The organism is Streptomyces sp. RLA131 (genome assembly GCF_056270125.1).
The window spans coordinates 7,315,813-7,333,703 of the sequence record NZ_JBWDOQ010000002.1; the positions used below are offsets into that span (position 1 = coordinate 7,315,813).

Genomic DNA, 17,891 nt, shown 5'->3' on the forward strand with positions numbered 1-17,891 from the left:
ACCCGGAGGTTCCGGAGGTTCTCGATGAGCAGTAGCTCGACCGCCATGCTGGACGCTCTCCCCACCCATCACCGCCGTACGTTCCTGGAACACGCGACCAAGGTGAGTTTTCCGCAGGGGTGGCGGATCTTCGACGAGGGCCGGTTCGCCGACCGGTTCTGGATCGTACGGTCGGGCGCGGTCTCGCTCGACATGGATATTCCCGGCCGCGGAGTGGTCAGCGTCGAGACCCTCGGTCCCGGCGAACTGCTCGGCTGGTCCTGGCTGTTCGCCCCCTACCGCTGGCAGCTGGGCGGCCGGGCCCTGGGCAGCGTGGACGCCTACGAGTTCCCGTCCGCCGAGATCCGCGACCTGTGCCGGGAAGACCCGGCACTGGGCCACGCGATCGTGCTCGCCGCCGCCGAGACCATCGCCCGCCGGTTGAACTCCGCGCGCAACCGGATGATCGACATCTACGGGCCCCGACTGCAGGAACACGCATAGCGCGCCCCGGCCCGCCCCGCCCCGCCGCGCCCGGGCCGGCTCACGCTCACGAGCCGGACGGGCTCGGGGTGCTGGGCGTGACAGTGGGTGTGGGTGTGGGTGTGGGGGTGGGCGAGACGGGCGTCGGCGACGTGCCCGGGGTGCGTGTCGCGGTGCCGGACGGGGCGGGGGTCGAGCCGGTGGAGGACACGGCGCGGTCGGCGGCGCCGGTGGTGCCGGGGGGCCGCAGGAACGACGTGCCGGACTCCGGGTCGAACAGGACGAACCCCGTCAGGGGTTCGGCGGCGGCCGACACGGCGATGACCCGCGAGGCCCGGAACCCGGCCCAGGACGGCCCGGTCCAGGTCTCCGGGTCGCCGGTGGCCGGCGGGGGCTGGAGCGGGTTGCCGCCGGCGCAGCGCACCCGGGGCAGCCCGTGCGGGCCGGCCAGTACGGCACTGCCCGCCTGGAGGACCGCCGGGAAGGCCTTGGCGGAGCCGTCGTGGAAACCGTGGTCGGTGACCCGGGTGTCCGCCCGCAGCAGGACCGGGGTCAGCCCCCCGACGTACGAGCCGATGCCCGCGGGCTTGATGCCGACGACCCCGGCGAAGGCCCGGGCCCTGGCGGAGTCGCCGGTCAGGCCGGCGACGAGCCGGCCCACGTCGCAGCTCGACCTGCCGCGGTGGCCCCCGTAGAGCCGCGGCACGGCGCCGGAGACGGCGGGGGCGCCCAGGGTGGAACCGGCGGGGGAGGCGCTCGCGGTGGGCGTGGGGGCGTCGGCCGGCAGGGAGTCCACGGCCACCGACGCGGTGAACGGGTCGCGCCCCGCCGCGCCGGCCGGCTGGCGCACGATCGCCTGCCCGGAGCCCTTCTTCCCGCCACCGCCCCCGCCCCCGCCCCCGCCGCCGCCGACGGCCAGGGCCACCGCCACGGCGATCACCGCCACCGTCACGACACCGAGCAGTGCCAGGCCCCGGGGGGAGCGCCACCACGGACCGCGGGGCGGGGGCTGCGGGGACGGGCTGGACAGCGGGCCGGACGGCGGGCCGGACGGCGGACCGGGGGAACTGCCCGGGGGAGGGGTGGTCACCCTGCATTGTGTGTCCGGCGCACACCGAGGCCGCAAGCCGGGGCAATCCGGACAGGCGGTGTGCCCGGACGCTGCTTAGCCTGGGCCCGTGAGCCAAGACACGACCGCCCCCGGCGCGCTGCGCGGCTGGCTGGACGCCCTCGCCGTGGTGCTGGCCGGGCTGATCGCGATGGCGCTCGTGGCGGCCGTGGGGCTGTGGCTGGCCGGTGCCTCGCAGCTGCCGGGACCGGCGTTCGTGCCGGTGGTGGCGGCGACGGTGGTGATGGCGGTCGGCGGCCGCACCGAGATCAGCGGCGGTGCCGGGGTCATCGCCCGGTCGGAGGCCGGCATCACCGTGATACCGCTGTCGGTGAGCCTGGCCGGGGCGCTGGTGATGGCGGCGATCTTCGTGCGCCCGCTGCGCTTCCGGGCGGTCACCTCGGGCGCCGAACTCGTCCGGCGGTTCGCCCGCACGGCGGTGCTCTGGGTGATCGGGCTGCTCGGCTTCGTACTCGCCGGCCGGCACACCTTCACGATCTCGGTCGGCGACGACCTGGTCGACCAGCTCGGGTCGCTCTTCGGCGCGACCCCCACCGTCGGCTTCCGGGCACTGGCCGGACCGACGGCCGGCTTCGGCCTGCTGTGGCTCCTGGTGGTCCTCGCCCTGGCCCTGGCCGTCTCCCGCAGGGCGCCGCTGCCCGCCCGCCTGCTGCCGTACGCGGGCTCGGGGCGTCCCGCCGTCCGGGTCATGGTGCTGGTGCTGCTCGGCTACACGGGCGCCGGGCTGGTCGGCGCCGTCGTGGTCGCCGCCACCGGCTCGGGGGGCGCCGACGCCGGTGATGTCTTCGCGGTGGTCTTCCTCGGACTGCCCAACCTGGTCTGGCTCGCCTTCGGGCTGGGGCTGGGGGCCACCTGGGAGGGCGGCCTCAAGGGCGGCCTCGGACTGCCCATGCCCGAGGCGCTGGCCTCCGTGCTGCGGACCTCCGGCACCGGCGACGCTGCGGTGAACGTCAGCTCACTGGCCCAGTACGACGGGAGGGTCTGGCTGCTGCCGGTGCTGGCGGCGGTCGCCGTGCTGGCCGCCGGTTTCGTGAAGGCGTGGCGGACCCCGCCGGGCGCCGGCCACGGGCGCAACGCCCTGCACCTCGCGCTGGCCATGGCGGTGACCATGCTGGCCGTCGGCCTGCTCACCCGGGTCGAGGCGCACTACGGCCTGGCCCTGTTCGGTATCGGCGACGCCTCGGGCGCGGCCGGCGGCCTCGGCGGGAGCATGTCGCTGCGCTGCCGGCTGCTGACGGCGGTGCCGATCGCCGCCGGCTGGGGCCTGGTCGCCGGCCTCGTCGGCAGTCTGCTGGCGTCAGGGCTGCGGAAACACCGGTAGCGCCCAGCCCGGCGGTTCCGGCGGCGGCGCCACCGGCGCCACGGCGGCCGCGGACGTGGCGCTTCCGGCGGTTCCGGCAGTCCCGGCAGTCCCGGCGGCCACCGGCGCCGCGGCGGGTACGGCGGCCACCACCCGGGTCGGCGGATGCTCCAACGAGGGCCGGGACGGCGGCACGTCGTCCCGTACGTTCCAGGCGGTGCGCAGCGCGGTGACGAACAGCAGGCAGCTGTCGTGCCGGTCCCCGGGGGACTTGGCCAGCGCCTGCCCGATCACATCGTCGACGACGGCGGGGAGTTCGGGCCGCAGCGGCGTCAACCGGGGCGGTTCGGAGTACAGATGGGCCCAGAGCAGCGCCAGGTCGTCGTCGCGCCGGAAGGGCGCGGCGGCGGTCAGCATCTCGAAGACGACGCAGCCCAGGCTGTACACATCGCAGCGGCCGTCCACCGGATGGCCGGAGATCTGCTCGGGCGCGACATAGTCCAGCGTCCCCACGAACTGCCCGACGGTGGTGAATCCGGTCAGCGACAGGGACTTCTTCGTCAGCCCGAAGTCGGTGAGATAGACATGCTCGGGGTGGTCCTCGTCGGTGCCCTCCGCGATCAGGATGTTCCCGGGCTTGACGTCCCGGTGCACCAGGTCGTGGGCGTGCGCGGCGTCCAGCGCCGAGGCGATCTGCACGGCGATCCGCCCCGCCGTGTCCAGCGGGAGCGGCCCCTCCCGGTCGATGAGGCCGCGCAGATCGCTGCCCTGTACATAGCGCATGGCGATGTAGAGGATGCCGTCGGTCTCGCCGGCCTCGAAGATCGGCACGATGTGCGGGTGGTCGATGGCCGCCGCGACCTCGGACTCGTGCACGAAACGCTTGCGGAAGACGTCGTTGCGGGCCAGCTCGGGGGCGAGCACCTTGAGCGCCACCGTACGGCCCAGCCGCAGGTCCCTGGCCCGGTAGACCACGGCCATGCCGCCGCGGCCGATCTCCTGCTCGACGCGGTAGCCGGCGATCCGGCGGCCCGCCATCTCGGTCGGCGTGGTCATCGCAGGTCCTGGACCCGGGTGGGCGCGTGCTGCTGCTCCACCGCGGTGACGGGCTCGGTCGCGGGCGGCTCGACCGCCGCGTACGTCGACAGCCGGCCCGGCGCCGTCCCCTCGCCGTAGACCCAGCGTCCGCGCTCGCTGTCGAAGATCCAGATCGCCTCCCCGTCCACGACCGCGCCGATGCGCGTCCCCTCCGTACGCCGCCGGAAGGTGTCCCCGTCGATGCGGCCGGCCGCCAGCTCCTCCGTCAGATGCCGGTAGCGGCTCAGCGCCCGCTCCAGCTCGGCCAGCAGCGGCCGTACGTCGGCGGTCCGGTCCGGCGGCCCCGAGGCGGCGGGCGGGTCCGGGGGCACGGCGACCAGCAGCCGCGCGTCCACCCACGCCGACCAGCCGTTGGAGCACAGGATGTGGCCCCAGTCGCCCCTGCGGCCGGTCAGCCGGAGCGGGAGCAGCGGGTCGAGCCGGGCCGCCGGGCGGGCGTCGCCGGGTGCCGCCCAGGCCGGCAGACCGGCCGCCGGGGCGACATGGGTGGGGCGGAAGGTCTCGGTGCCCATGGCCTCAGCTCCGCATGATGGCCGGTTCGTGCCGCCGCAGCAGCCGGGCCACCACGAACGCCAGCACCGCGGAGAGCACCAGCATCATGGCCATGTTGAGCAGCCAGACCCCCGCGGAGTGCCGGAACAGCGGGTCGGCCGCGGCGGCGCCCGGCACGATCCGGTGCAGGTCGACCGTGCCGGCCATCGCGCCGAGCGCCCAGCGCGAGGGCACCAGCCAGGCGAACTGTTCGAGTCCCCACACCCCGTCGAGCGGCAGCAGGGCGCCGCAGAAGACCACCTGCACGATGGCCAGCAGCACCAGCAGCGGCATCGTGACCTCCTCCTTGCTCACCAGCGCGGAGACCAGCAGTCCCAGCATCATCGCGGTGAAGGACAGCAGGGCCACGGCCAGGGTGATCTCGGCCAGCGGCGGCAGGAACACCCCGCTCCCGCCCCGCGGCCCGAGTCCGACGCCGAACAGCCCGACCATGGTCAGCACGACCGACTGGACGACGGTGATCGCCCCGAGCACCACGATCTTCGAGCACAGATACGCCGACCGGGACAGCCCCACCGCCCGTTCCCGCTGGTAGATCACCCGTTCCTTCACCAGCTCGCGCACCGCGTTGGCGGCGCCGGTGAGCACCCCGCCCACGCACAGGATCAGCAGCACGTTGAGGGCGTTCTCGCCGGTCAGTTTCGACCCGGCGAGCGCGTGGGCCATCGCCCCCATCACGAACGGCAGCGCGATCATGATGGCCAGGAAGGTGCGGTCGGCGACCAGCGAGGCCGCGTACCGGCGGACCAGCGTCCGCAGCTGCGCGCCCCAGGCCTGCGGTTTGGGCGGCTTGACGCCGTGCTGCGCGGAGTCCGGCGTGGGTTCCGCGCGGTCGTCGGCCGAGGCGATGTACTCATGGTGCAGCGCCGACTCCCGGTACTGCCCGGCCCAGTCGCGCTCCCGGTCGTTCTCGAACGCCTCGAAGGCCTCGGGCCACTGCGGGAAGCCGAAGAACCCCAGGGTGCCCTCCGGCGGCCCGTAGTAGGCCATCCGGCCGCCGGGCGCCATCACCAGCAGCCGGTCGCAGATGTCGAGGCTGAGCACGCTGTGGGTGACGACGATGACCGTGCGGCCGTCGTCGGCGAGGCCGCGCAGCATGTTCATCACCGAACGGTCCATCCCCGGGTCCAGGCCCGAGGTCGGTTCGTCGAGGAAGAGCAGCGAGGGCTTCGTCAGCAGTTCCAGGGCGACGCTGACCCGCTTGCGCTGGCCGCCGGACAGGCTGTGGATGGGCTGGTCGACCCGGGCCTGCAGGCCGAGCTCGCCGATCACCTCGTCGACCCGGGCCTGCCGCTCCTCCTTCGCCGTGTCGCCGGGGAAGCGCAGCTCGGCGGCGAAACCCAGGGCCCGGCGGACCGGCAGCTGGAGGTGCAGGATGTCGTCCTGCGGCACCAGCCCGATGCGCTGGCGCAGCTCGGCGTACTCGCGGTACAGGTCGCGGCCGTCGTAGAGGACCGTCCCGTGGTCGGCCGGGCGCAGCCCCGTCAGGGCGTTGAGCAGGGTGGACTTGCCCGAGCCGCTGGGTCCGACGACCGCGAGCAGGCACTTCTCGCCGACGGGGAAGGAGATGTGGTCCAGCAGGGTCTTGGGGCCGGCCGGTCCGCCGTCGACCTCCACCGTCAGATCCCGTACCAGCAGCGAGACCTCGCCGGTGTCGGTGAACTCCACCAGCTTGCCGTCGAGCAGCCGGAAGACGGAGTGCCCGATACCGACGATGTCCCCGGGGCGCACGGCCGCCCGGGTCACCGGCCGGCCGTTGAGGTAGGTGCCGTTGTGGCTGCCGAGGTCGACGATCTCGTAGCCGCCGCCGGGGACCACGCGCAGCTCGGCGTGGTGCCGGGATACCACCAGGTCGTCGACGACCACGTCGCTCTCGGCGGCCCGGCCGATCCGGACCGTCCGGGCGGGCAGCGGCCGGACCGAGGTCGGCTGCCGGAAGGTTCCGGTGGCCACCGGCCCGGCCGGCGCGGGCCGGGGTCTGCCGTCCTGCCTGTCGCGCCCGTCCTGCCCGGCGGGGCGGGCGACACCGGTCAGCCGCGCACAGGGGCCGTCGGCCGGATGCCCGAAGTGGATCACGCTGCCGGCTCCCACGCCCCACTGGCGGACGCTCTTGCCGTCGGCGTACGTACCGTTGGTGCTGCCCTCGTCCTCCAGGATCCAGCCGTTGACGTCCGCCCGGATCACCGCGTGGTGCCAGGAGACGCGGGGGTCGTCGCAGACCACCTCGCTCAGCGGATCGCGTCCGACATGGTAGGAGTGCCCCGGGACGATGACCTGACTGCGGCCGTCGGTCTCCAGGACCAGCTCGGGCGCGGAGGGCGCGAAATACCTCTCACCCATGATCCACAGCTTACCGTCGGCGCACCGGTCCCGCCCGGTGGCGGATCCGGCCCGGCGGCCGGTGCGGCCGGCCTACCAGGCGGAGGGCGCGTAGTCCTTGAGGAAGCAGCCGTACAGGTCCTCGCCGGCCTCGCCGCGCACGATCGGGTCGTAGACCCTGGCCGCGCCGTCGACCAGGTCGAGCGGGGCGTGGAAGCCCTCGGCGGCCAGCCGCATCTTGTCCGGGTGCGGGCGCTCGTCGGTGATCCAGCCGGTGTCGACCGCGGTCATCAGGATGCCGTCGGACTCCAGCATCTCCTGGGCGCTGGTGCGGGTCAGCATGTTCAGCGCGGCCTTGGCCATGTTGGTGTGCGGGTGGCCGGGGCCCTTGTAGCCGCGGCTGAACTGTCCCTCCATGGCGGAGACGTTCACGACGTACTTACGGCGTGCGGAGGCGGCGGCCATCGCCGGGCGCAGCCGGCTGATCAGCACGAAGGGCGCCGTCACATTGCACAGCTGCACCTCCAGCAGCTCGACCGGGTCGACCTCGTCGACCTTCTGGATCCAGGTGTTGACCGGGGCCAGGTCCGGCACCAGGCCGCCCGCGTCGATCGCCGTACCCGCCACGATCCGGGCCGGGGTCGCCGAGCCGGTGGTCAGGGCCAGCGCGGTGATGTCCTGCGCGGTGAGCGTGTCGTCCCGGCGGGGGCCCGGCAGCGCCGTCTGCGCGCCGCTGCCGAAGGAACCGAAGACCTCTGACGCCGGCAGTTCCCCGGCCGGCAGCGGCGCCGACTCGGCGGCGACCAGCTCCGCGTAGGCCTGCGGGGAGCGGCGGACGGTCTGCGCGGCGTTGTTGATCAGGATGTCCAGCGGGCCCTGCGCGGCGACCGAGTCGGCCAGCGCCACGACCTGGGCCGGGTCGCGCAGGTCGATCCCGACGATCTTGAGGCGGTGGATCCACTCGTCGCTGTCCGGCATCGCCTTGAAGCGGCGGATCGCGTCAGTGGGGAAGCGGGTGGTGACGGTGGTGTGGGCGCCGTCGCGCAGCAGCCGCAGCGCGATGTACATGCCGATCTTCGCCCGGCCGCCGGTGAGCAGCGCGCGCCGGCCGGTCAGGTCCGTACGCGCCTCGCGCCGGGCGCGGTTCTCGCGCGCGCAGTTCTGGCAGAGCTGGTGGTAGAAGGCGTCGACCTCGACATAGCGGGTCTTGCAGACGTAGCAGGACCGGGGCCGCTGGAGGATGCCGGCGATCTCACCGGCCACCGACGAGCTGGGCAGCAGCCCCTCGGTCTCGTCGTCGATCCGCTCGGCGGAGCCGGTGGCGGTGGCCTCGGTGACGGCCTTGTCGTTGGCGGTCTTGGCGGCCCGGCGCTCCTGGCGCCGGCGCTGCTTCACCGAGCGGTAGATGCCCGCGGTGGCCAGCCGGACGGCGATCGCGTCCGGGTGGTCGACGGGCAGTCCGTCGAGTTCGCCGAGCACGCTGAGACACAGCTCCAGCCGCGCCGGGTCGATGCCGGGGCCTGCGGCCTGCTGCTGCTGTGCTGTCGTGCCGTGGCCGTGGTCGATCGCCGTCATGCCCGCCGTCGTTTCCTGGATGGTGTGTTTTATCTGCGTGTCGGCGGCAACTTTACGTAGCGGACGGCGCCCCGGCCAAACGCGAGTCTCATTCCAGCGGGGCGGTGGCCTCGCTCTCGTACGCGTAGTCCCAGGGCTCGTCGGCGACGTGCTCGACGCGTTTGTAGTACGCGGCGCTCTCGGGCCAGGCCTGGTGCGCACCGGCGTCCTGCACGGTGATCGCCAGTGGGTCGTACAGGATGCCGTCGGGGGGCTGTCCGCCGACTGCCACGACGATGCCCAGGGTGAGACCGTCGCCGGGGCCGCCGTGCAGCCGGATCCTGGTGGTCATGGCGATCACCTCCACTGTCAATGATCGCGCTCGGCAGTCGAACACGCAGTGAAGATCCCCGCTCATTCGCGGTTCCCCTGGTTCTACCCGCCGACAGTGCCCGGGAGATGGGCTAATTTACGCACTCACGCTCCGATTCCCCCACTAGGAGCACGCGTGCGCGAGTTCACGGTGCCGGCCCTGGCGGCAGGCCCCCCTGTCGGTGGTCTGGCCGATGTCGTGTTCGAAAGCGCATCCGAAGCGCCGGACCGGATCCGGCTCAGCCGCAAGGACGCGGACGGCCGGTGGCAGGACGTGACGGCCGCCGGGTTCCGCGACGAGGTGACGGCCCTGGCCAGGGGGCTGCTCGCGGAGGGCATCCGGTTCGGCGACCGGGTCGTGATCATGTCCCGCACCCGGTACGAGTGGACGCTCTTCGACTTCGCCCTGTGGGCCGTGGGCGCCCAGCCGGTGCCGGTCTACCCGACCGCCTCGGCGGAACAGCTCGGCTGGATCCTGCGGGACACCGGGGCCGTCGCCTGTGTGGTCGAGGACGAGGACCACGCGATGACGCTCGGCTCGGTCCTCGGCAGCGGACCGGACACCCTCAGCCGGGTCTGGCAGCTGGACGCGGGCGCCGTCGCCGGGCTCAACGGGGCCGGACTGCGGATCCCCGAGCACCTGGTGCACCGGCACCGGCTCGCGGTCACCCCGGACGCGGTGGCCACCGTGATCTACACCTCGGGCACCACGGGCCGTCCACAGGGCTGCGTGCTCACCCACGCCAACTTCATGGCCGAGTGCGACAACCTCATCGCCGGTATGCGCGCCGTCTTCGACCCGCAGGGCGGCGAGCCGCCCTCGACCCTGCTCTTCCTGCCGCTGGCCCATGTCTTCGGCCGGATGGTCGAGGTCGCCGCCCTGCGCTCGGGCGTACGGCTCGGCCACCAGCCCGACATGTCCGCCGGCGCCCTGCTGCCGGACCTGGCCACCTTCCGGCCGACCTTCGTGCTGGGCGTCCCGTACGTCTTCGAGCGGGTCTTCGGCGCGGCCCGGGCCAAGGCGGAGCACGAGGGCCACCTGGAGATCTTCGACCGGGCCGTGGAGGTGGCGGTGCGCTTCGCCGAGGCGAAGGAGCGGCGGGCCTTCGGTGAGGGCCCCGGGCCGGGCCCGGCCCTGCGGCTGAGCCACCGCTTCTTCGACCGCCTGGTCTACGGCAAGGTCCGTGAGGCCATGGGCGGCAAGGTGCGCAACGCGGTCAGCGGCGGCTCCACGATGGGGCGCCGGCTCGGCCTGTTCTTCGCCGGGGCCGGGGTGCCGGTCTACGAGGGCTACGGGCTCACCGAGTCCACCTCGGCGGCCACCGTGAACCCGCCCGGCAAGGTGCGCCACGGCACCGTGGGCCGTCCCGTCCCGGGCAGCGCGCTGCGGATCACCGACGAGGGCGAGATCCTGCTGAGCGGCGGCGGGGTCTTCGCCGGCTATCTGGGCGACCCCGACGGCACGGCGGCGGTGCTGCGCGACGGCTGGCTGCACACCGGGGACCTCGGCAGCCTCGACGACCAGGGCTATCTGACCATCACCGGCCGCACGAAGGAACTCATCGTCACCGCCAGTGGCAAGAACCTCTCGCCGGCCCTGCTGGAGGAGCGGGTGCGCGAACATCCGCTGGTCGAGCACTGCATCGTGCTCGGCAACGACCGGCCGTACGTCACCGCGCTGGTGACCCTCGACACCGAGGCGGTCAGGCACTGGCAGAAGCTGCGCGACAAGCCGGTGGCCGACCCGGCGGAGCTGGTCGGCGACCCCGACCTGGAGGCCGAGGTGCGGCGGGCGGTGAGCGCCGCCAACACCCAGGTCTCCAAGGCCGAGTCGATCCGTGCCTTCCGGGTGCTGCCCTTCGGTTTCACCGAGGAGCGCGGCCTGCTCACGCCTTCCCGCAAGCTCAGACGCAGGTCCATAGAGCAGGCCTGCCACCCGGAGATCGAGGCCCTGTACGGAAGGTGACGCCCGGCGTCACGGCTTGGGCAGGGCGCACCCGCTCAGGGTGAGGTCGAGCTGGTTGCCGGTGGTGAAGCAGGCGGCGATCCCGTAGGTCTCCTCGGCGTAGTTGATGCCCTCCCGGACGGTGACGGTGCCGTTCTCGGACACCTCGCACGGGTTGTCCACGGTGCAGGTCTCCCCGTCCTCGTTGCCCGTGTTGTTGATCGCCACCACCTTGCCGGTGGAGGTGTCGATCACGGGTGAGCCCGAGGTGCCGCCGATGGTGTCGCAGGCGGAGGTGTAACGGACCGAGTCCTTCCAGGTCCAGTCACCCTCGCGCAGCCGGTAGACGAACCCGTCGATGTTGCAGGTGTAGATGGTCTTCCAGTACCCGGAGACGACCTTGATGGCGGTGCCGGCCACCGGGTGGGTGACGGACAGCTCCAGCGGCGCGATCCCGTACGAGGACTGGATCTGGGCGTACGTCCGGTTGAGCTGGTAGATCGAGATGTCGGTGTCGGTCATCGTCGCGTACGAGATCTTGGTGGCCCGCAGCGTGGCGACCTTGGTGCCCGAGGAGTTGAGCAGCCCGAAGGTGCGGGTGGAGGCGCTGTTCACCACGACCTCGCCCGGGTCGAGGAAGCCGCTGGTCAGACAGTGGCCGTTGGACATCACCAGGCCGGGGTCGGTGGATGCCGAGGAGGGGAACTTCACCAGTGAGCCGGAGCAGTTGCTCAGTGACACGGTGCCGGCGAAGTCCACCGTGACCGCGGCGGCCGCGGGGGCGGGGGCGGGGGCCGCCGAGGCCGGCTGGACGCTGAAGCCCGCGACGGCGGCCACGGCCACAAGAACGGTCGTCAGTACGCCGAAGAGAGGTCGTTTCATAGGTGGGGGGTCCTCTCAGACCGAAGGTCTTCCGGTTATTGTCATGTACATTCTCATGACCTGAGAGGTGTCCGGCAAGAGGGCCTGTGCGCCCGCTGTGCGCACGGGTGAGCCGGACGCGCTCCGGCGCGGGGCACGCCGGGTGCCCCGCGCCGGAACGCGGTGGGAAGAACTCCTTCTCGGCCGCTTGTGCTTCCGCTCCTGTTCCTGGCTACTTCGCCTTCGCGTACTCCGCGGCGCCGCCGGCGAAGTCGAACGCGGTGAACTGTTCGTCGCCGACGACCCATGCGTCGTGTCCCGGCGGAATGACGAAGACGTCGCCCGGACCGATCTCGGCCTCCTCGCCGTCGTCCATGCGGACGTGCAGCGTGCCGTGCAGGGCGTAGCCGTTGTGGTGGGTCATGCAGCTGTCCGTACCGGCCAGTGCGCGCAGCGACTCCGACCAGCGCCAGCCGGGGTCGAACGTCGCGACGCCGAAGGTGAGTCCGGTGAGGTCGAGGACGTCGATGTGGCCGCGGGGGAAGTCGCGGCGCTCGTCGGGTTTGCCGGTGTTCTTGACTTCGATCATGGGGCACTCCGTCCTGGCGTGACTGCCCGGATTATTGGCCTATGTCCATAGTGCGCCCGGGTGGGCGCCGGGGGCACGGGCCACGGCCCCGCGATGTGCGGCTCAGCGGCACACGTTGCGGTGGGAGATGTCGACCACGAGGCGCTCGGGGTGGTGCAGCCGCTGCGAGGTGTACGCGGGCCTGCTGTTGAAGGCGGCGCCGAAGGTGACGACACCCTCGAAGTCGCCGGTCAGGGCGAAGCCCTTGAGCTTGGGCAGATCCGGCCTGGACAGACGCGGTCCCGTGTAGACGTTCTTGCCCGCGTCGTTGTGGGCGGCGGCGGGGGAGAGCCTGATCGCCAGGAAGTGCCTCCCGCGCAGCGGGACCTTCTTCCCGGAGCCGTCGTAGCGCAGTTCCTGGACCCGCTTGACCGTGGTCGACGGCAGATGACCCCTGACGTTGACGGTGATCCGGTCGAAGGAGCAGTGGCCGGCTGTGCGGGCGTTGACGACGAGGCTCGTCATCGGCGCGGCCGGAGCGGCCGGCGCGGCCGGAGCGGCCGGCGCGGCCGGAGCGGCTGGAGCTGCCGATGCGGAGGTCGAGGCCGCGGCGCCGGCTATGAGGAGGGTCGTGACGGTGATGGCTGTGAGGCGTGTGGGTGTGTGCATGGTGTGTCCCTTGTGAGACGTAGGGGACGAGTAGTCACTGTATGAGACATATGTGGGGCTCATACGGTTGCACGGCTTATGCGAAATGCGAACGGACGTCACCATGTGCTGGAGCGCCACCGCCGACCTGGTCGCGGGCGGCGCCGTGACGGCGGTCGGTGTGGTCTGTGTCGGCTGCGTGCTGCGCGGGCGGCGCCCGCGGGATCTGCCGCTCGCGGCACTGCCGTTGCTGCTGGGGGCGCACCAGCTGACCGAGGCCGTGGTGTGGGGTGGCGGACGGGGGTCGGGGGTGGCCCGTACGGTCTGGGCCGTTGTCGCGCTGTCGGTGCTGCCGGCGCTCGTACCCCTGGGGGTGCTGCTCGTGGTGGCTCCGCCGCTGCGGGCGCGCGTGGCGCCGTTCTGCCTGGCGGGGCTGGTCGCGGCCGCTGTCCTGGCCGCCGGACCGGCCTCGGGACCGGTCACCGCCGAGGTGCGCGGCCACACCCTCGGCTACGGGGTGGGTCTGCCCGGCGGGGTCGCGGGACCGCTGCTGATCGCCGGGTACCTGGTGGCCACGGTCGGCGCGCTGCTGGCCGGCGGGGACCGGCTGCTGCGGCTGCTGGGGGTCGTGGTCGCGGTGGGCGCGGTGCTGTGCGCGGCGTTGTGGCGGCTGGAGTTCATCTCCACCTGGTGTGCCTTCGCGGCGGTCGTCAGCGGGGTACTGCTGGCCTGGGTGAGGGATAGGATGAGAGAGCAAATCATCTCATAATGCGCTTATGGGAGTTAGTCATGCGCAAAGTAGCCGACTGCCGGGATCACCCCAGCGTCACGAACTGCACTCTCACCATCACCGGCGAGGAGGAGGAGGTCGTCCGCGCGGCCGCCGAGCACGCCGTCTCCGTGCACAGCCACGAGGACAACACGGAACTGCGCCGGATGATCCGTGACGACCTCAAGGACGAGGTGCCGGCACACGCCTGACGGCACCGGCGAGCGCGCGCCGGTCGGCGTGTGCGCCGGCCGGGATCTCGCGGTCCACGGTCACCTCGGCGGTCAGCCCCCGGGCTGCCACCACCCGCCGCAGGGACGCCGTCAGCGTGTCGTCACCCACGAACGCGGGGACCGTCGTCGGTTCCCCGCCGGCCAGGCGGTAGCGGATCGCCACCGGGCGGACCGGGGCGCCCGCGTCCAGCGCGGCCTGGAAGACGGCCGGCCGGAAGCGGCCCGCCTCCCGGCCGCACCAGGTGCTGCCCTCGGGGAAGGCCACCACCGTCTCGCCGTCGCGCAGCGCCCGGGCGATCGCCGCCACGGTGCCGGGCAGTGACCGGATCCGCTCCCGGTCGATGAACAGGGTGCCGCGGCTGCGGGCCAGCCGCCCCACGACCGGCCAGCCGGACACCTCGTGCTTGGCCAGCATGCGGCCCGGGCAGACGGCGGCCACCAGCAGGACGTCCAGCCAGGAGACATGGTTGGCCACCACGAGCACGCCCCCGCCCGGCCGGGACCGCGGCACCGGGACGGCGACGCTGATCCGCACCCGTACCCCGAGGGCCGCCGCCAGCGCCCGCATCCAGCACCGCGTCAGTGCCTCCTGCCGGGCCGGCCCGCACCACCACCGGGCCGGTACGGTCAGGGCCGCCCCGGCCAGCAGCACCACCAGGCCGGCCGCGTACCGCAGCAGCCGCCGCACCGCGCCCACCGAGGGCACCTCGCCGGTGACGCACGCCTGCGGGGTGCAGGGCGCGACCGGCGACCACCAGGCGGCCGTCATCAGGCCGCCGCCGCCCCGCCCGGCGCGCCGAAGTGCCGCAGATAACGCGGGTCGGTGCGCTCCAGCGACAGCAGTACGAACAGATCGGCGACCCCGAAGTCCGGGTCGTGGGCCGGCTCGCCGCACACCCATGCCCCCAGCCGCAGATAGCCGCGGAGCAGTGCGGGCAGCGGTGTCCGGGCGGTCCGCCGGATCCCGGCGGGGTCCCACGGGCGGTGCGGGACGACCCGGTACTCCGGCGGAGCCAGGTGCCTGGCCGACACCCGGTCCCACACACCCGCCGCCAGCGCCCCGCCGTCGCCCAGCGGCACCGAGCAGCAGCCGGCGACCCAGCTGTGGCCGGTCGCCGTCAGGTACCGCACGATGCCGCCCCACATCAGCGAGACCACGGCGCCGTCGCGGTGGGCGGGGTGCACGCAGGAACGGCCCACCTCGACCATGTCGTCGCGGACCCCGGCCAGCCTGCCGAGGTCGAACTCGGAGTCGGAGTAGAGCCGGCCGGCCCGGCGGGCGTTCGCGGGGGAGAGCAGGCGGTAGGTGCCGACCACCGCGCCGGTGCTCTCGTCCCGTACGAGCAGGTGGTCGCAGTAGGCGTCGAGCGGATCGATGTCCAGGCCGGGCACGGGCGTGTCGAGCACGGCCCCCGTCTCCCCGGCGAACACCTGGTGGCGCAGCCGCTGCGCGGCCCGTACGCCGGCCTCGTCCTCGGCCAGGCCGACCGAGTAGCGCGGGCGCCCGGAGGCGGGCGCGGGACCCGGACCGGGTACGGGTACGGGGACGGGAACGGGCGGCAGGGTGGGTGAAGGGGCCGGGGGCGTGAGCAGTTCGTGCGGTGCGGTCATGGCGGACTTCCCGGAGCGGGGGGACGGTGACATCCCTATCTCTTCCGTCGTCCGCTTGCCGGGGCATGACCGTCGCGGAGCGCGCAGATGTGCGCTCGCTGAAGCCTGGACCCCCGGAGCCCGTCAGTCGGTGGGCTCGTCCGGGACCGGCTCGTCGGGCGGATCCGCGTCGGGCCCGGTCCGCTCCTGGTCAGGGTCCTCGCGCGGGGGCCGCGCCTGCTGGTCGGGGAGGTCGCGGGGGACGGCGCCGGGGCGGTGATGATCGTTCATGGAGGGGCGGTTACCCGGGCGGCCCGGCGGCACACCAGGGCACACCCGTCCGGCGGTATCAGCCGGAGAAACCGCCGAGGCGCCCTTCGAGGAGCAGCAGAAGGTCCCCCAGGATGGTGGCCAGGTCCTCGCGGCGCTCGTCGGGCAGGCCGGAGAGCAGGGCGTTCTCGTAGTCGAGCTGCTCGGGCAGGAGGCGGTCCACCAGTTCGCGGCCGGTGTCGGTGAGCGACAGATGGGAGACCCGGCGGTCGCGGCTGTCGGCGCGGCGGGCGACGAGACCGCGCTGTTCGAGGACCTTGATCCGTTTGGTGACGGCGGCGCCGGAGGCGAAGGTCTCGCGGGCGAGGCGGCCCGGGGTGAGCTCGCCGCCGACCCGGCTGAGCGCGCAGAGGATCTCGTACTCCGGGCGGGTGAGGTCGGCCCGGCCCAGCGGGGCGTCGGCGACCTGCTGGAGCAGGGCGGTGCAGCGGTTGAGCCGTCCGATCACGGCGACCGGCGCGAAGTCCAGCCGGGGGTGCCCCTGCTGCCACTGCCGCAGCACTGCGGCGACGGCGTCCTCGGCTTCCGAGGCGCCCGCAGCGTCCTTCACGCGTGGTCCTTCCTTCCTGCTTTTCTAGATCGTACGCGCCGTGAGCGTCGCCAGCGCCCGGTGGCCCCGGCGCTCGGCGGTGGCTATGCGCTCCTCCGGCAGGGTGCCGCTCCACCACTCGCCGGCCGCCGTGTCGGCGGCCTCGCGCAGTTCCACCAGGGCCGGGGCGAGGCGGTCCCGGGCCCCGGAGCCGATGGCGGCGTCGAGGTGGTCCAGGGCGGCGCCGACGCGGTCGGCGGCGCGCCGGTTGGGGACCAGGCAGCAGGCCAGCAGGCCGGCGGCGACCCCGACGCAGGTGTCGAGCCAGCGGTCGGCGACCAGCCGGCCGGCCGGCTGGGAACCCGCGAACTGGACCATGATCATGGCCATCGGGGTGACGAAGACGGTGCCGAGCCAGTAGTTCCGGGCGATGGTCGCCTCGGCGCCGAACTGGCAGGCCAGGGCCACCGCCACCAGTGCCACCCGGCCGGTGCCGGTCAACGGCAGCAGGGCGGTGAACAGCAGCACCCCGAGCAGGCTGCCGAGCGCGCGCTGCAGGGCGCGGTGCCAGGACAGGGTGGTGTTGGCCTGGAAGACCGCGGCGGCGGAGACCACGGCCCAGTACGGGCGGTCGACGCCCAGCGCCATCGAGGCCCAGCCCGCGAGGGTCCCGCCCAGCGCCACCCGTGCGGCGACCGGCAGCAGGGGCGAGCCGGGGGCGAAGGCCCGCAGCACGGTGAACCGCCGTCCGGCGGGTGCCCGGTCCGCGTCGACGCCGGCCGGCTCGGCGGCCTCCTCGGCCGGTACGAAGCCGGGGTCGGGCAGCGTGCGGTCCTTGCGCAGCTCGCGCGCCCAGGAGGTGAGGCGGTCCGCCTGCCGGGCGGTGTCGCGGTCGGCGCCGTCGGGGGACGCGGCGGAGGCGGCGGCGGAGGCGGCGACGGACTCGGCGCGCACCAGCAGCCGCCGCAGGCCGGTGAGGTGGTCGCCGCGGCGGGCCAGCCGCAGGGTGTGCCAGGCGGCGTTGACGGCCGAGGCGGCGTCGTGCCGGGAGGCGTTGCCGCGCAGCAGCCGGGCGGTGGCCTCCAGGGCGCGGGCCACGGCGATGCGCTCGGGGCCGTACGGCCGGACCAGGGCCGGGGCCATGCAGACCAGCCAGGCGAGGGCGCCGCCCAGCAGGCCGAGCCCGAGGTGGGCGGGGACGTCGGCGAGCCGCTGGGGCAGGAAGGCGGCACTCGCGGCGACGAAGGTGAAGATGACGTTGGCCGGCGGGCCGATCCGGGTCGCGTCGCAGACCGTCTTGTGCGCGCAGGCCAGCAGGGCGGCCACCACGACCCGCACCGCGGTGGAGTCGGTGAGCGCCGCCGTGGTCAGCGCGGCGCCGGTGCCGGCCAGCATGCCCAGGATCACCCGGAGCAGGGTGCGGGCGCGGGCCGCGTACGGCAGGCCGTGCGCGTACAGGGCGCACAGCCCGCCGGCCGCGATGTAGAAGGCCAGATCCAGCCTGCCCGCGAGCAGCAGCGCCACCTCGGGGACGGCGAGGGTGATCACCACGCTCAGCGCCGGCTTGTGCCAGATGTCGGCACCGGGGCGCAGGGCGAAGGCTCCGCGGACGGGCAGGGCTGGAAAGGTCAT

19 protein-coding genes are annotated in these 17,891 nt (G+C 73.6%); 5 read left to right on the forward strand and 14 right to left on the reverse strand.

Going from position 1 to position 17,891, the window contains the following annotated elements:
• Window positions 1–24: 24 nt before the first annotated feature.
• The gene (locus tag RWE79_RS34080) at window positions 25–483 is read left to right on the forward strand and encodes a Crp/Fnr family transcriptional regulator (RefSeq protein ID WP_475943933.1); all 459 of its coding nucleotides are present in this window, start codon (window positions 25–27) and stop codon (window positions 481–483) included.
• 46 nt (window positions 484–529) lie between these two features.
• On the opposite strand, the gene RWE79_RS34085 is transcribed toward RWE79_RS34080, so the two are convergent.
• A complete protein-coding gene (locus RWE79_RS34085) occupies window positions 530–1,552 on the reverse strand; it encodes a DUF6777 domain-containing protein (protein WP_475943934.1) in 1,023 nt (340 codons plus the stop codon).
• Between the two features lie 88 nt (window positions 1,553–1,640).
• On the opposite strand from RWE79_RS34085, the gene RWE79_RS34090 reads away from it, so the two are divergent.
• Window positions 1,641–2,912, forward strand: coding sequence for a streptophobe family protein (locus tag RWE79_RS34090; protein ID WP_475943935.1), 1,272 nt, complete (start codon window positions 1,641–1,643; stop codon window positions 2,910–2,912).
• Here RWE79_RS34090 and RWE79_RS34095 read toward each other — a convergent pair.
• The 5 genes from RWE79_RS34095 to RWE79_RS34115 all read right to left on the reverse strand — a co-directional run bounded on the left by RWE79_RS34095 (window position 2,889) and on the right by RWE79_RS34115 (window position 8,766).
• Window positions 2,889–3,947 (reverse strand): serine/threonine-protein kinase, encoded by a 1,059-nt coding sequence (locus RWE79_RS34095; RefSeq protein WP_475943936.1) that lies wholly within the window; start codon window positions 3,945–3,947, stop codon window positions 2,889–2,891. The two genes, RWE79_RS34090 and RWE79_RS34095, sit on opposite strands and share 24 nt — an antisense overlap.
• Window positions 3,944–4,501, reverse strand: a complete 558-nt coding sequence (locus RWE79_RS34100) for a hypothetical protein (RefSeq protein ID WP_475943937.1) — start codon at window positions 4,499–4,501, stop codon at window positions 3,944–3,946. Before RWE79_RS34100 ends, RWE79_RS34095 begins: the two co-directional genes overlap by 4 nt.
• 4 nt (window positions 4,502–4,505) lie before the next feature.
• Complete coding sequence (locus tag RWE79_RS34105) at window positions 4,506–6,881, reverse strand: ABC transporter ATP-binding protein/permease (RefSeq protein WP_475943938.1); 2,376 nt, start codon at window positions 6,879–6,881, stop codon at window positions 4,506–4,508.
• A gap of 72 nt (window positions 6,882–6,953) precedes the next feature.
• Entirely contained in the window at window positions 6,954–8,435 is a 1,482-nt protein-coding gene (locus tag RWE79_RS34110; protein WP_475943939.1) for an SDR family NAD(P)-dependent oxidoreductase, read from the reverse strand.
• An 88-nt stretch (window positions 8,436–8,523) separates the two neighbouring features.
• Window positions 8,524–8,766, reverse strand: a complete 243-nt coding sequence (locus RWE79_RS34115) for a hypothetical protein (protein WP_475943940.1) — start codon at window positions 8,764–8,766, stop codon at window positions 8,524–8,526.
• A gap of 156 nt (window positions 8,767–8,922) precedes the next feature.
• Between RWE79_RS34115 and RWE79_RS34120 the strand changes: the two genes are divergently transcribed.
• Complete coding sequence (locus RWE79_RS34120; RefSeq protein WP_475943941.1) at window positions 8,923–10,752, forward strand: AMP-dependent synthetase/ligase; 1,830 nt, start codon at window positions 8,923–8,925, stop codon at window positions 10,750–10,752.
• A gap of 9 nt (window positions 10,753–10,761) precedes the next feature.
• On the opposite strand, the gene RWE79_RS34125 is transcribed toward RWE79_RS34120, so the two are convergent.
• The 3 genes from RWE79_RS34125 to RWE79_RS34135 all read right to left on the reverse strand — a co-directional run bounded on the left by RWE79_RS34125 (window position 10,762) and on the right by RWE79_RS34135 (window position 12,829).
• Window positions 10,762–11,613: a S1 family peptidase gene (locus tag RWE79_RS34125; protein WP_475943942.1), complete on the reverse strand. Its 852-nt coding sequence runs from the start codon at window positions 11,611–11,613 to the stop codon at window positions 10,762–10,764.
• A 211-nt stretch (window positions 11,614–11,824) separates the two neighbouring features.
• Window positions 11,825–12,181 carry a cupin domain-containing protein gene (locus RWE79_RS34130; RefSeq protein WP_475943943.1) on the reverse strand — a complete coding sequence of 119 codons (357 nt, stop codon included), beginning with the start codon at window positions 12,179–12,181 and terminating at the stop codon, window positions 11,825–11,827.
• A 102-nt stretch (window positions 12,182–12,283) separates the two neighbouring features.
• Entirely contained in the window at window positions 12,284–12,829 is a 546-nt protein-coding gene (locus tag RWE79_RS34135; protein WP_475943944.1) for an AMIN-like domain-containing (lipo)protein, read from the reverse strand.
• Window positions 12,830–12,914: 85 nt separating this feature from the next.
• On the opposite strand from RWE79_RS34135, the gene RWE79_RS34140 reads away from it, so the two are divergent.
• Window positions 12,915–13,577 carry a DUF6629 family protein gene (locus RWE79_RS34140; RefSeq protein ID WP_475943945.1) on the forward strand — a complete coding sequence of 221 codons (663 nt, stop codon included), beginning with the start codon at window positions 12,915–12,917 and terminating at the stop codon, window positions 13,575–13,577.
• Window positions 13,578–13,597: 20 nt separating this feature from the next.
• A complete protein-coding gene (locus tag RWE79_RS34145; protein ID WP_475943946.1) occupies window positions 13,598–13,789 on the forward strand; it encodes a DUF1059 domain-containing protein in 192 nt (63 codons plus the stop codon).
• Here the strand turns inward: RWE79_RS34145 and RWE79_RS34150 are convergent.
• The 5 genes from RWE79_RS34150 to RWE79_RS34170 all read right to left on the reverse strand — a co-directional run bounded on the left by RWE79_RS34150 (window position 13,761) and on the right by RWE79_RS34170 (window position 17,891).
• Window positions 13,761–14,579 (reverse strand): lysophospholipid acyltransferase family protein, encoded by an 819-nt coding sequence (locus RWE79_RS34150; RefSeq protein WP_475943947.1) that lies wholly within the window; start codon window positions 14,577–14,579, stop codon window positions 13,761–13,763. The two genes, RWE79_RS34145 and RWE79_RS34150, sit on opposite strands and share 29 nt — an antisense overlap.
• Window positions 14,579–15,421: a GNAT family N-acetyltransferase gene (locus RWE79_RS34155; protein ID WP_475943948.1), complete on the reverse strand. Its 843-nt coding sequence runs from the start codon at window positions 15,419–15,421 to the stop codon at window positions 14,579–14,581. The genes RWE79_RS34150 and RWE79_RS34155 overlap by 1 nt, the downstream gene beginning before the upstream one ends.
• Before the next feature lie 123 nt (window positions 15,422–15,544).
• Window positions 15,545–15,691 carry a hypothetical protein gene (locus RWE79_RS34160; RefSeq protein WP_475943949.1) on the reverse strand — a complete coding sequence of 49 codons (147 nt, stop codon included), beginning with the start codon at window positions 15,689–15,691 and terminating at the stop codon, window positions 15,545–15,547.
• A 58-nt stretch (window positions 15,692–15,749) separates the two neighbouring features.
• A complete protein-coding gene (locus RWE79_RS34165; RefSeq protein WP_475943950.1) occupies window positions 15,750–16,280 on the reverse strand; it encodes a MarR family winged helix-turn-helix transcriptional regulator in 531 nt (176 codons plus the stop codon).
• Between the two features lie 24 nt (window positions 16,281–16,304).
• Complete coding sequence (locus RWE79_RS34170; protein ID WP_475943951.1) at window positions 16,305–17,891, reverse strand: FUSC family protein; 1,587 nt, start codon at window positions 17,889–17,891, stop codon at window positions 16,305–16,307.